Here is a 13,556-nt window from a genome sequence, read left to right as displayed (position 1 = left end):
TTGTTTTTATCGATCCATAAAGCAGTATCAAGTGAAACGAACCGAAAGGCAGAAGTGACCTAAACCCAATACGGAGAGGAAAGTGAAACATTTAACCGAGTTTGTGGCTGACCATAAGCACGATAACCGATGTGGCATTTTTGCCGTCTGTTCTGCTCATCCGATGGTGCTGGAAGCGGCAATGCGCCACGCCCGTGACACGCAATCTATCTTATTAGTAGAGGCGACCTCTAATCAGGTGGATCAGTATGGCGGCTATACCGGTATGACCCCAGCTGATTTTCGTGAATTTGCTGAGCAAATGGCCGATAAACATCACCTTCCTCGTCATCAGTTGGTATTAGGCGGCGATCATTTGGGGCCAAACCGCTGGCAGAATGCCCCAGCGGCTGAAGCAATGTCTCAGGCAGAAGAACTCATTCGCCATTATGTTGCCGCTGGATTTAAGAAAATCCACCTCGATTGCAGCATGTCGTGTGCCGATGATCCAGTGCCTTTAACCGATGAAATCGTCGCCGCAAGAGCAGCAAGGTTAGCCTTAATTGCGGAACAGACCCGCAAGGATAAGCAAGGGTCATCCGATCTAGTTTATGTTATCGGCACAGAAGTCCCCGTTCCGGGTGGCGCACACGAAACGCTCCTCACACTTGAGGTCACCTCACCGCGGGCGGCAAAAGCGACATTAGAGGCTCACCGCCACGCTTTTGAGCAACAAGGTCTGCACGATTTGTGGCCACGGATTATCGGGCTCGTCGTCCAACCAGGCGTAGAATTCGATCATACTCATGTTATTGATTATCAGCCTGAGAAATCTCTTGCTCTCAGCCACACTATCGAAGAGTTTGACACCATGGTGTTTGAAGCTCACTCCACCGATTACCAAACTCCGCTCGCCCTGCAACAGTTAGTTCAGAATCACTTTGCCATTTTGAAAGTCGGCCCCGCGCTCACTTTCGCATTACGTGAAGCACTTTTCTCTCTGGCGGCTATCGAGCAGGAATTACAGCCTCCATACCCGAGTTCTGGGCTACGGGATGTACTGGAAACCGTCATGCTGGAACATCCGGAGCATTGGAAACATCATTATCACGGTAATAACGATGCCTGCCGTCTGGCACGTAGCTACAGCTATTCTGACCGCATTCGTTACTACTGGCCTAATGACAAGATTAACGAGGCTTATTCCCGATTAATGAGTAACTTAGCGGACCAACCGATCCCACTGCCGTTGATTAGCCAGTATCTGCCTCTTCAGTACACCGAGGTCCGTGCCGGACGGCTTGAGGCCACACCGCACGAACTGATTATTGACCATATTCAGGATGTATTGCGCCAGTACCATGCGGCCTGCATGGGAACGTCGCCGTCCCATTAACACAATGATAATAAGGAAAAAAAAGCATGCCAAACATTGTCTTAAGTCGTATTGATGAGCGTCTCATTCATGGCCAAGTTGGTGTTCAATGGGTGGGGTTTGCTGGCGCGAATTTGGTTTTGGTTGCCAATGATGAAGTGGCCGAAGATCAAGTTCAGCAAAACTTGATGGAAATGGTGTTAGCAGAAGGCATTGCCGTGCGCTTTTGGCCGCTGCAGAAAGTCATCGACAATATTCATCGTGCCACTGACCGGCAGAAAATTTTGCTGGTCTGTAAAAGTCCCGAAGACTTTCTCACGCTGGTGAACGGTGATGTGCCTGTGACCCGAATTAATGTCGGCAACATGCACTATGTCGAAGGTAAACAACAAATTGCGAAAACCGTCTCTGTCGATGATCAGGATATTGCCGCTTTCTATGGCCTGAGAAAAGCAGGGGTGGAATGTTTTATTCAGGGCGTGCCGACAGAGCCCGCTCAGGATCTCTACAAACTCCTCTGAGGTATTTTCTATGGAAATTAGCTTATTACAGGCATTCGCGTTGGGGATTCTGGCCTTTATTGCTGGCTTGGATATGTTCAATGGCCTCACGCATATGCACCGCCCAGTGGTACTCGGGCCGTTGGTTGGTCTGATCCTTGGCGACCTTCATATGGGGATCCTCACCGGTGGTACCCTTGAGCTGGTCTGGATGGGGCTTGCACCGCTGGCAGGCGCTCAACCGCCAAACGTGATTATCGGTACCATTGTCGGCACCGCCTTTGCGATTACGGCCGGTGTTAAGCCAGAAGTCGCCGTCGGTGTTGCCGTGCCATTCGCGGTTGCCGTACAAATGGGTATCACATTCCTATTCTCTATCATGTCTGGTGTCATGGCCCGTTGCGACCGAATGGCAGCGAACGCCGATACCGCGGGCATTGAACGCGTTAACTATCTGGCGTTATTAGCACTCGGTACCTTCTATTTTCTCTGTGCATTTTTGCCCATCTATTTTGGGGCAGATCATGCCAAAACAGTCATCGATGTGCTGCCCGCTCGGCTCATTGACGGCCTAGGCGTCGCAGGTGGCATCATGCCAGCAATCGGGTTTGCCGTGTTGCTGAAGATCATGATGAAAAATGTCTATATCCCCTATTTCATTCTCGGTTTTGTCGCCGCCGCTTGGCTAAAACTCCCGGTATTGGCTATTGCTGCCGCGGCGTTGGCGATGGCGCTCATCGATTTCATGCGTAAAGACTCCACTCCACAACAGACTTCCAGCACTCAGAAAGAGGAATTCGAAGATGGTATCTAATACTCAAGTTTTGCCCGACGCCAGCATCACTGAAAAGTCAGTTATTGATGGCAACGACAATATCTATGAAGACCAAACTATCGGTGCGGAGCTGACGAAGAAAGATATCAACCGTGTGGCATGGCGTTCCATGCTGTTGCAAGCCTCATTTAACTATGAGCGTATGCAGGCTTCCGGTTGGCTATATGGCTTGTTGCCGGCGCTGAAAAAGATCCACACCAATAAGAATGACTTGGCGCGGGCCATGAAAGGCCATATGGGATTCTTCAATACCCATCCTTTCCTCGTGACCTTCGTTATCGGCATTATATTGGCGATGGAGCGTTCAAAGCAGGATGTGAACAGTATTCAAAGCACCAAGATTGCAGTGGGTGCCCCGCTTGGCGGGATTGGCGATGCCATGTTTTGGCTAACCTTACTCCCCATTTGTGGCGGTATTGGTGCCAGTTTGGCCTTGCAAGGTTCCATCCTCGGTGCAATTGTATTTCTGGTGATGTTTAACGTCGTCCATCTTGGTTTGCGTTTCGGGTTAGCTCACTATGCCTATCGCATGGGTGTTGCCGCTATCCCGCTCATCAAAGCCAATACACTGAAGGTGGGCCGTGCAGCGTCTATCGTTGGGATGACTGTGATCGGCGCGCTTGTCGCCACCTACGTTCGCTTATCCACGACGCTTGAAATTACCGCAGGCGACGCCGTGGTGAAACTGCAAGCTGACGTTATCGACAAACTGATGCCTGCTTTTCTACCGCTGGTCTACACCCTTATCATGTACGCGTTAGTCCGCCGTGGCTGGAGCCCGTTGAAACTCATTGGTCTGACGGTGGTATTAGGGATTGTCGGGAAATTTGGCCACTTTCTGTAAGCGAGGAGCACTATGTTAAGCATTATTCTCAGCGGTCACGGTGGGTTTGCCAGCGGGCTTGAAAAGGCGATGAAACAGATACTTGGCGATCAACCCCAAGTAATCGCTATCGATTTCCCCGAAAGTTCTTCCACCGCATTACTGACGGCGCAGTTTGAAGAGGCCATTGCGAGTCTAGACGAAAAAGAAGGGCTGATTTTCTTAACCGACTTGCTGGGGGGAACCCCCTTCCGCGTGGCCTCAACACTGGCCATGCTAAAACCAGAACGTGAAGTCATTACTGGCGTAAATTTACAGCTCCTACTGGAGATGGTGCTGGAGCGCGATGGTCTTAGTAGCAAGGAGTTCCGCCTTCAGGCGCTCGAGTGTGGTCACCGGGGCTTAACCAGTTTGGTTGACGAAATGGGCCGTTATCGCGAGGCCGTACCGGTTGAGGAAGGGATATGACAGCACTGCTGCGAGCAAGGCGGCTGCTCACTGAGCAGGGCTGGCTTGACGATCATCAGTTGCGGCTAGAAGGCAACACTATCGTTGCCATCGAACCCATCCCGTCGGGTGTGAGTTTGCGTGACGTTGAACTGCTGTGTCCTGCTTACATCGATATTCATGTCCACGGCGGTAAAGGTGTCGATGTCATGGATGACGCGCCAGAGGTACTGGATAAGTTGGCATGGCATAAAGCCCATGAGGGGGTCGGCGCTTGGTTGCCGACCACCGTCACCGCGCCCCTTATCGAAGTCGAGGGCGCGTTAAAACGCATTGCGCAGCGTCACCACCAAGGGGGGCCTGGGGCGACCGTTCTGGGCAGCTATCTTGAAGGCCCCTATTTCACGCCACAAAACAAAGGTGCACATCCACCGGAGTTGTTCCGTGAGCTCGATATTGCCGAGCTTAATCGGTTGATTGATGTGTCACAGAACACATTACGTGTCGTGGCACTGGCACCTGAAAAACCGAGTGCCTTAGCGGCGATTAAGCATCTTAAAAACCGTGGCATAAAAGTCATGCTCGGCCACAGTGCGGCGAGTTATGAAGAAACGGTTCGCGCATTTGATGCCGGAGCGGACGGGCTGGTGCACTGTTTCAATGGCATGACGGGCCTGCATCACCGTGACCCCGGTATGGTAGGCGCGGGATTGACCGACCCGCGCGCCTGGCTTGAGTTGATAGCAGATGGTCACCATGTTCACCCTGCTGTCATGCGTCTTTGCTGTGCCTGCGCCAAGCCGCGAATATTGCTGATCACCGACGCGATGAGCGCAACGGGGATGCCTGATGGTGACTATTCAATTTGTGGCCACAGGGTAACCATGCAGCAGGGCGTAGTCCGTACCGCTTCCGGCGGGCTGGCGGGCAGTACACTTTCGTTGGATAGCGCGGTGCGTAATTTGGTCAATGACGTCGGTGTGCCTGCTGAAGATGCCATTCATATGGCCTCCCTACATCCCGCCAAAATGTTGGGGGTTGATCAAACCTACGGTTCTTTGTCGGTGGGTAAGCGAGCCAACCTTATTGCACTTGATTCACAGCTCAATCTACAAACTATTTGGATTGATGGTCAGCAACTTTCCTTGTAGCCCTTTCATTGCATATCACTTTGGTTTGTGGCCACATCCGCCACAAACCTTTCCTTTCCTTTCCTTCTTTTCTCAATCATTTATCTGAAATCACAATATATCATTATAAAACAATACATTAGCAATGCCTCACCCTATTTCAGATCACGTTTTTCGTTTTATTTCTTTTCTTATGTTGACCTTTCGTTTTCTTTTCTATAGATTTTCAATTAAGCATAAAGTCGATGAAGTGAAATGAAACGAAAGACTGTCATATTCGACTTGGCACTGATCCATTGAATAGGCACTACTAAGGACTGAGTTATGAGCGAAACCCTATCTGCCAGTACCTGTGGCACAACAACCTGGACTGAAAAAGAGATCCGCCAGCAACCTGCATGCTGGAACCTATCGTTAAAAAACATCGAAAGCCAGCGTAGTGATATCGACACTTTTCTTGCGCCACTCCTACAAAAACCGGACCTACAGATTGTCCTGACCGGCGCGGGAACCTCAGCCTTTATCGGCGATATTATTGCGCCGTGGCTATCACGCCATAGTGGCAAAAACTTTGTCGCGGTGCCGACAACAGACCTCGTGACCAATCCAGTCGACTATTTGTCTACCCATAGACCGACGCTGCTTATCTCCTTTGCACGCTCCGGTAATAGTCCCGAAAGCGTCGCGGCGGTTAACTTAGCCGACCAACTCGTAAGCCAATGCCACCATCTGGTCATCACCTGTAATGAAGCGGGCAGTTTGTACCAAAGTGCTCTGAGAAGTGATAATTCACTTGCGCTGCTCATGCCAGCCGAAACCCATGACCGTGGTTTCGCCATGACCAGCAGTATCAGTACCATGATGGCTAGCTGCCTGAGCGTATTCGCCCCCGACATCATTAACAGCGTGCGTTTTGGCGATGTGGCAACACGCTGCCAGCAGATAATCGCTTCACAGGATGACTTCAGTGCATCTGCGTTTGGTGACCTGCCTTTCAAACGGATTGTTTACCTCGGCAGTGGCGGGTTACAGGGCGTGGCGCGTGAATCGGCGCTGAAAGTGCTCGAACTGACCGCCGGTAAACTGGCGGCATTTTATGACTCCCCGACCGGTTTCCGCCACGGGCCAAAATCATTGGTCAATGCAGAAACATTGGTTGTGGTCTTTGTCTCAAGCCACCCTTACACCCGCCAATATGACCTCGATTTGCTCGGCGAGCTACGCCGCGACCAACAAGCGATGCGCGTGGTGGCCATTTCAGCCGAGCCAAGTCCTGAAATCACTGCTGGGCCGCACATCTTGCTGCCCGCTGCCCGAGAGTTTATCGATGTCGAACAGGCATTCTGCTTCCTGATGTACACCCAAATTTTCGCCCTCAACGAATCCATCAAAGCAGGCATCACCCCTGACACGCCTTCCGCCAGCGGCACAGTAAACCGTGTCGTGAAAGGTGTCGTTATTCACCCTTGGAAAGGCTGAGAGGATCACATCATGAGCATCATTTCGACTAAATATCTGTTGCAAGACGCGCAGGCTCGAGGTTACGCCGTTCCCGCTTTTAACATCCATAACGCGGAAACCATTCAGGCCATTCTTGAAGTCTGCAAAGAGATGCAGTCACCGGTTATCCTTGCGGGCACACCGGGCACCTTTAAACACATTGCCTTTGAAGAGATCTACGCACTGTGTAAAGCCTACTCTGAAAGCTATGGTATGCCACTTGCACTGCATCTTGATCACCATGAATCACTGGAAGATATCAGCCGCAAGGTCAATGCTGGTGTCCGTAGTGCGATGATTGATGGCAGCCATTTCCCCTTTGCCGAGAACGTGCGCTTAGTTAAAACCGTGGTTGATTTTTGCCATCGCCACGATTGCAGCGTGGAAGCTGAGTTAGGGCGTTTGGGGGGGGTGGAAGACGATATGGAAGTCGATGAAGAGAGTGCGTTTCTCACCGATCCACAAGAAGCACGGCGCTTTGTCGAACTCACGGGGGTCGATAGCCTTGCTGTTGCTATCGGTACGGCCCACGGGTTGTACACCAAACGCCCCAAAATTGATTTTAAGCGTTTGGCAGAAATCAACGAAGTGGTCGATATTCCGCTGGTTCTGCACGGTGCCAGCGATGTGCCTGATGAGTATGTCAGACGTGCCATTGAGCTGGGGGTGTGCAAAGTCAATGTCGCTACTGAGCTAAAAATCGCTTTCGCGGCGGCGGTCAAAAAATGGTTTGGTGATAACCCCGAAGGCAATGATCCTCGTTTTTACATGCGCGTCGGTATGGACGCCATGAAAGAAGTGGTCCGCAGTAAAATCACCGTCTGTGGCTCGGCGAATAAATTAATCCCTGAAACTGAAACCTCGCTTTAAATGTTACACCCTGAAAAAGTTACCCGGCTCAACCGTCGGGTAACACCCTGAGTTTGCGTCACTATCTGCTACATCTAATAAAAATACTCATAGCTTTTCTGTACCTACAAATACAAGGACATCGTATGAAAATAATGATAAAGAGCTCACTGCTCTTGTTGCTGGTGAGCCATGGCGCCCTTGCCTCCGAATACCTGCTGAATAACGATAAAATAGCCCTCTCTTTTAACGATGCAAACTCCGCTGTCGTGATACAAGATAAGATTTCAAACCATAAACTTGCCCCGGTGGAACTGTTCTTTCTGACACTGCCTAACGAAGAGGTGATCCACGCCGCCGACTTTAAAATTAAGAATGTCAGTCAGAAAGGCGATGCCATTCATATCAATTACGAACATAAAGACTTTGATGTCGTCGTGGTGCTCAACGTATTAAAAGGGAAATACGCCAGTATCGACTACCAGATTCAAGCGAAAGGTCAGCCACGCGATGTGGCGAAAATAACCTTCTTCCCGACCAAAGGGCAATCCCAAGCCCCTTACGTAGATGGTGCCATCAATAGCTCGCCGATCATTGCTGACAGTTTCTTTATTCTGCCGGAAAAACCGATCGTCAATACCTATGCCTATGAAACAACAACCAATTTGAATGTGCCGCTAAAAACGCCTATTACGACGGATGCACCTGTCACCTTCACTACCTATTTCGGCACCTTTGAAGAAAGTAATCAGCTTCGCCGTAGCTTTAACCAATTTATCAATGAGATGCGTGCGCGCCCCTATCACCCCTACCTTCACTACAATAGCTGGATGGATATTGGTTTCTTCACCACCTACACCGAGCAAGAAGTGCTCAACCGTATGGATACCTACGCTAACGAGCTGATTAAAAAACGTGGGGTAAAACTGGACGGCTTCTTACTGGATGACGGCTGGGATGACCGCACCGGCAAATGGCTGTTTGGCCCTGCGTTTAGCCAAGGATTCGGGGTAGTGAAAGATAAGGCCGACAGCCTGCATACCTCAGTGGGCCTATGGCTATCACCTTGGGGCGGGTATAACAAACCACGCGATATCCGCGTCTCGCACGCGAAAGAAAATGGTTTCGAAACCGTTGATGGGAAATTCGCGTTGTCCGGCCCCAATTACTTCCGCAATTTTAATGAGCAGATCATCAAGCTCATCAAAAATGAACACATCACTTCCTTCAAGCTAGACGGTATGGGTAACGCCAACTCGCATATTCAGGGTAGCCAGTTCGCCTCTGACTTCGACGCCTCTATCGAGTTGATTAAAAACATGCGAGAGGTCAATAAAGACCTGTTTATCAACCTGACCACGGGCACCGATGCCAGCCCGTCATGGCTGTTCTACGCGGACTCTATTTGGCGTCAGGGCGATGATATCAACCTCTTTGGCAAAGGTTCGCCCGCTCAGCAATGGATGACCTACCGTGATGCTGAAACCTACCGCTCGATTGTGCGTAAAGGCCCGTTATTCCCCATCAATTCACTGATGTATCACGGTATTGTCAGTGCAGAAAACGCCTATTTTGGACTGGAGAAAGAACAAACTGATCGCGATTTTGCCGATCAGGTATGGAGTTACTTTGCCACAGGCACCCAGCTACAAGAGCTCTACATCACGCCTTCCCTGCTAAACAGTCATAAATGGGACACGCTGGCCAACGCCGCTAAATGGTCACGGGAAAATAGTGATGTGCTGGTGGATACCCATTGGATTGGTGGCAACCCAACCTCGCTGGAAGTGTATGGCTGGGCATCATGGAACCCAAATAAAGCGATATTGGGTTTACGAAATCCGCTGGATAAAGAGCAAAGTTACTATTTAGACCTGACCAAAAGTTTCGAAATTCCGAGCGGCGAAACAACGAGCTTCACTCTCAAACCGGTGTACGGCGCGAATACCACCCTGCCCGTTGATTACAGCAAACCGGTGATTATCACGCTAAAACCATTGGAAACACTGGTCATCGAAGCAGCTCCTGTTGCTCGCATAAAATAACCCCCTCTCAGGCCTGATAGCGATATCTATCAGGCCTGTCATCAGGTTATCTATCACCGCTTCCTCTTTCACCGCCTCCCACTTCACTGCTGACTCTTTCACCGCTTCTTATTTAAAAAGTAGATGCCCTATTTTTGAGTGTCATTTACCCGCCGTTATGGCAATATACGTTTTATATATGTTTCGTATAGGCGTTATCTGGGTATAGGTATTGTCTGAATATAGGTGCTAAATGGGTATCGTAAAAATCTCCGATTTGATGCATGAAAACCTGCGTATCGCCAGCAACGCCATGAGCCGCTCCATTAATTCGCAGGCTGAGCACTGGCTCAAAATAGGGATGCTGGCAGAACTTTATCCCCAATTAACCCATCATGAACTTGCCAGAGCATTGGTTCAGGCAGAACTCCATGGCGGAGCTGACATTACCAGAATGATTCAAAATGACGCTCAGTTGAATAAAGAAGAGGAAGCACAATGACAGCCGTAAAAATCCACTCACCAGCTGAGATTGAAATGGCCCGCGCCGCCGGTCATGCTGCCGCTAAAGTGCTGGAAATCATCACGCCTTATGTTGTTGCCGGCGTCACCACCGATGAGATAGACAGGTTGTGTCATGAATACATCGTGAACGAGCTGAAGGTGATCCCCGCCAATATTGGCTATCACGGTTATGCACACACCGTTTGTACCTCCGTCAATCATGTGGTTTGCCACGGGATCCCATCGGATAAAAAACTCAAAAATGGCGATATCGTAAACATCGATGTGGCCATTATTAAAGACGGTTGGTATGGCGATACCAGCAGAATGTACTATGTTGGTGAGCCATCGGTCAGGGCTAAGCGTTTGGTGGATATCACCTATTTATCCATGGTCGAAGGCATCAAAGTAGTGCGGCCGGGTGCCACACTCGGCGATATTGGCGCAGCTATCCAACAGGTCGCGGAAGGCGCGGGTTTTTCGGTCGTGAGAGAATATTGCGGTCACGGTGTCGGTGAGGAATATCATACTGCCCCGCAAGTCCTGCATTACGGAATTGCAGGAACGGGCATGGTGCTCGAAGCGGGTATGATTTTCACCATCGAGCCGATGATTAATGCGGGGAAAGCCGCCACCAGCGTACTGTCTGATGGCTGGACCGTTGTCACCAAAGACCGCTCGCTCTCTGCCCAATGGGAACATACCATTGCCGTGACCGACACCGGCTACGACCTACTGACCCCTTGGCCAGAAGGCACCGGAGAATACCCAGCAATTTAACGCGGGGCTATTTATAGCGGGGCCTATTTATTGCAGGGCCTAGCTATCGCAGGGCTTAGTTATCACGATGATGAGTTATCGCGGTAATTAGTTATCACGGTAATAAATCGCGATATGCTGGCCCTGCACTTTTTCGATACTGATGTTCAGATCGAAAATGTCCTCCAAAATATCAGGCTTCATAATCTCCTCTGGTGCTCCCCGATAGATCACTTCACCATCTTTCATCGCAATGATATGGTCGGAATACGCTGAGGCAAAATTGATATCGTGGATCACCAAGATGATGGTTTTTTGCAATTCATCCGCCGCGCGCCGTAATTGCTTCATCATCGCCACGCAATGCTTCATGTCTAGGTTATTTAATGGCTCATCGAGCAGGATATATTTCGTATCCTGACACAGCACCATCGCAACATAGGCACGCTGCCGCTGCCCACCTGAAAGCTCATCAAGATAGCGATCCTTAAAAGGCGTCAGATTGAGGAACGCCATCGCAGCGTCAATATGCTGGCGGTCGTCTTCATTCAGCCGCCCTTTCGAATAAGGATAGCGACCAAACCCCACCAAATCAGACACCGTCAGGCGGCTAGTAAAATGATTCTCTTGGCGTAACACCGATAAAATCGTCGCCAGCTTATCGCCAGATGTTTTGGCGACATCCAGATCATTAAACAAAACATGCCCGCTATCGGGCGTCAGCAACCGGCTCATGATCGACAATAACGTAGACTTACCGGCACCATTTGGCCCAATGATTGAGGTTATTCCACCAGAGGGAATACGCTCATTAATACTGTTGAGCACCGATGTGTCTTGGTATTTTTTATTAATGCCATTAATTTCAATCACACTGGAGCCTTTCTGATTAAAAGATAAATAAATAGCGCGCCACCAACAAACTCAATCACCACCGACAGTGTTCCCGACATATTTAACAGGCGGTCGAGAATTAACTGGCCCCCCACCAAGGTAATCGCCCCTAGCAGGAACACGCCCGGTAGCAGGTATTGATGGCGGAATGACCCCACCAGCGGATATGCCAGATTGGCGATCAGTAAACCTAAAAAGGTCAGCGGCCCGACAAGGGCGGTTGAGATAGCCACCAATAATGAGACCAGCAGGAGGATAACGGTTATTTTTTTCTGATAGTCGACACCCAGATTAACCGCGGTATTTCTCCCCAATGCAATCACATCAAGGCAATTACGCATGCGCCAAACGACAATCCCCACGATCACAATGATCCCCGTGGACAAAGCAATAATTTCCGGCGCAGCTCGGGTAAAGGTGGCAAATACCCGCCCCTGTAATATGGCAAATTCACTGGGTGACAGCAGGCGCTGCATCAGGCTGGATAAGCTACGAAATAACGTGCCGCAAACCAAGCCAATGAGTAACACTTTATGCAGATTGATCCCCACGCCAGTCAACAACCAGCGGTAAAGAACGACCGAGAACAAGAGCAGTAATGCCGATTCGCAGAGGAACTTACCGGTCACCCCTAACACTCTGAAGCCATTGGCATCGACAAAGAATATCAGCATCGTTTGGATGAGGATAAACAGCGCCTCAAGCCCCATGACGGACGGCGTTAAAATGCGATTATTGGTGACGGTTTGGAATAATACCGTCGCAATGCCCGCGGCAAACGCCACTAATAACATGGTGGCTAAAATCAAGCCGCGGTGAACCAGAATATATTGAATATTCCCCTTCAGATTAATCGTCATGAAGATGATGATAGCCACGAGGGCAATCATGCTCATTAACAAGAGTCTTTTTGCCGGTGAGCTTAGCACCTTGTTATTCGCCTGAAGCGGGCTTTCTTTTACGGCATACTCACGCGCTTGCATGGCGCTTTGTCCTCACGATTAATAACAGGAAAACAAGTGCGCCAATGGCCCCTAAAATAACGCTAGCAGGTATTTCAAATGGGTAGCTGATTAACCGGCCGATAATGTCACACAGAACAACCAATCCTCCGCCACACAATGCCACCCAAGGGATAGTCCGGCGTAAGTTATCGCCCATCGCCATGCTGACAATATTGGGCACAATCAACCCCAGAAACGGCAATACACCAATGACCACCACTACCACACCACTGGTGATAGCAATAATGGACATCCCGATCAACATCACGCGTTGATAATTCAAACCAACGTTGACTGAAAAATCTCGCCCCATCCCCGCCACCGTAAAGCGATCGGCAATTAGGCAGGAAATGAGCGTTAATGCCCCCACGATCCACAGCAACTCATAGCGGCCTTGCAGTACGCCAGAGAAATCACCTGACTCCCAGCTACCGAGCGATTGTAAAAGCTCAAACTCCATCGCCAAGAACGTCGTGACCGCACTAAATACCGCGCCCAGCATAATACCGGTTAGCGGCACCATCAGAGCTGACTTCATTCTCATGCGCGCCAGCAGCAGCATAAACAGTGCCGTGCCCCCCATCGCAAAGACAGTGGCAACCAGCATCTTAACGATAACCGGTGCAGATGGGCTGTACACCATAACCAACAATAAGCCAAGGCTGGCGGATTGGGTGGTACCAGCAATCGAGGGTTCGACGAAACGGTTTTGCGTCAACATCTGCATAATCAGACCGGCGACACTCATCGCACTCCCTGCCAGCACCAATGCCAAGGTTCGCGGCACACGGCTAAGCAGGAAAATGTCGCGCATATCGGGATCAGACCAGACATCGGCGAAGGTGACGTGACCGGCACCGATAAACAAACTACAGATCATCAGGCCCAGTAAAATCACCAGGCCTGCGATAAAGCTAAGATTTTTCATCAGTG

Annotated in this window: 14 protein-coding genes; 11 read left to right on the top strand and 3 right to left on the bottom strand. The window is 50.1% G+C overall.

All coding sequences use genetic code 11. The annotated features are described in order from the left end of the window. Positions 1 to 82: 82 nt before the first annotated feature. From kbaZ to map, 11 genes are all read left to right on the top strand, one after another. Complete coding sequence (gene kbaZ / locus DA391_RS03310; protein ID WP_050874773.1) at positions 83 to 1,375, top strand: tagatose-bisphosphate aldolase subunit KbaZ; 1,293 nt, start codon at positions 83 to 85, stop codon at positions 1,373 to 1,375. A 26-nt stretch (positions 1,376 to 1,401) separates the two neighbouring features. Then, positions 1,402 to 1,875: a PTS N-acetylgalactosamine transporter subunit IIB gene (agaV, locus tag DA391_RS03305; protein WP_019211925.1), complete on the top strand. Its 474-nt coding sequence runs from the start codon at positions 1,402 to 1,404 to the stop codon at positions 1,873 to 1,875. Between the two features lie 10 nt (positions 1,876 to 1,885). Beyond that, positions 1,886 to 2,668: a PTS N-acetylgalactosamine transporter subunit IIC gene (gene agaW / locus DA391_RS03300; protein WP_019211926.1), complete on the top strand. Its 783-nt coding sequence runs from the start codon at positions 1,886 to 1,888 to the stop codon at positions 2,666 to 2,668. After that, entirely contained in the window at positions 2,658 to 3,533 is an 876-nt protein-coding gene (agaE, locus tag DA391_RS03295; protein WP_019211927.1) for a PTS N-acetylgalactosamine transporter subunit IID, read from the top strand. The genes agaW and agaE overlap by 11 nt, the downstream gene beginning before the upstream one ends. A gap of 12 nt (positions 3,534 to 3,545) precedes the next feature. Next, positions 3,546 to 3,980, top strand: coding sequence for a PTS galactosamine/N-acetylgalactosamine transporter subunit IIA (agaF, locus tag DA391_RS03290; protein WP_049611378.1), 435 nt, complete (start codon positions 3,546 to 3,548; stop codon positions 3,978 to 3,980). Beyond that, positions 3,977 to 5,110: an N-acetylglucosamine-6-phosphate deacetylase gene (gene nagA, locus DA391_RS03285; RefSeq protein ID WP_050286971.1), complete on the top strand. Its 1,134-nt coding sequence runs from the start codon at positions 3,977 to 3,979 to the stop codon at positions 5,108 to 5,110. Before agaF ends, nagA begins: the two co-directional genes overlap by 4 nt. Positions 5,111 to 5,413: 303 nt before the next feature. Then, on the top strand, positions 5,414 to 6,568 hold the full coding sequence (locus DA391_RS03280; RefSeq protein ID WP_050874779.1) for an SIS domain-containing protein: 1,155 nt from the start codon (positions 5,414 to 5,416) through the stop codon (positions 6,566 to 6,568). 12 nt (positions 6,569 to 6,580) lie between these two features. Further along, on the top strand, positions 6,581 to 7,459 hold the full coding sequence (gene kbaY, locus DA391_RS03275; RefSeq protein ID WP_019211931.1) for a tagatose-bisphosphate aldolase subunit KbaY: 879 nt from the start codon (positions 6,581 to 6,583) through the stop codon (positions 7,457 to 7,459). A 125-nt stretch (positions 7,460 to 7,584) separates the two neighbouring features. Then, entirely contained in the window at positions 7,585 to 9,483 is a 1,899-nt protein-coding gene (locus DA391_RS03270; RefSeq protein WP_050083695.1) for an enterotoxin, read from the top strand. Between the two features lie 232 nt (positions 9,484 to 9,715). Further along, entirely contained in the window at positions 9,716 to 9,964 is a 249-nt protein-coding gene (locus DA391_RS03265) for a ParD-like family protein (RefSeq protein WP_019211933.1), read from the top strand. Beyond that, a complete protein-coding gene (map, locus tag DA391_RS03260; RefSeq protein WP_050874780.1) occupies positions 9,961 to 10,746 on the top strand; it encodes a type I methionyl aminopeptidase in 786 nt (261 codons plus the stop codon). Before DA391_RS03265 ends, map begins: the two co-directional genes overlap by 4 nt. 87 nt (positions 10,747 to 10,833) lie before the next feature. Here the strand turns inward: map and DA391_RS03255 are convergent, their stop codons facing one another. From DA391_RS03255 to DA391_RS03245, 3 genes are read right to left on the bottom strand one after another with little or no spacing between them, the layout of a single operon-like run. Continuing rightward, positions 10,834 to 11,598, bottom strand: coding sequence for an iron ABC transporter ATP-binding protein (locus DA391_RS03255; protein ID WP_050083693.1), 765 nt, complete (start codon positions 11,596 to 11,598; stop codon positions 10,834 to 10,836). Continuing rightward, on the bottom strand, positions 11,595 to 12,602 hold the full coding sequence (locus DA391_RS03250) for an iron chelate uptake ABC transporter family permease subunit (RefSeq protein ID WP_050083692.1): 1,008 nt from the start codon (positions 12,600 to 12,602) through the stop codon (positions 11,595 to 11,597). Before DA391_RS03250 ends, DA391_RS03255 begins: the two co-directional genes overlap by 4 nt. Next, positions 12,589 to 13,551 carry an ABC transporter permease gene (locus DA391_RS03245; protein WP_050286980.1) on the bottom strand — a complete coding sequence of 321 codons (963 nt, stop codon included), beginning with the start codon at positions 13,549 to 13,551 and terminating at the stop codon, positions 12,589 to 12,591. Before DA391_RS03245 ends, DA391_RS03250 begins: the two co-directional genes overlap by 14 nt. Positions 13,552 to 13,556: the final 5 nt, after the last annotated feature.

It is taken from the genome of Yersinia massiliensis (assembly GCF_003048255.1).
Classification (GTDB): Bacteria; Pseudomonadota; Gammaproteobacteria; order Enterobacterales; family Enterobacteriaceae; genus Yersinia; species Yersinia massiliensis_A.
Note: the sequence above shows the minus strand (reverse complement) of the source record. Positions and strands in the feature narration are given on the sequence as shown.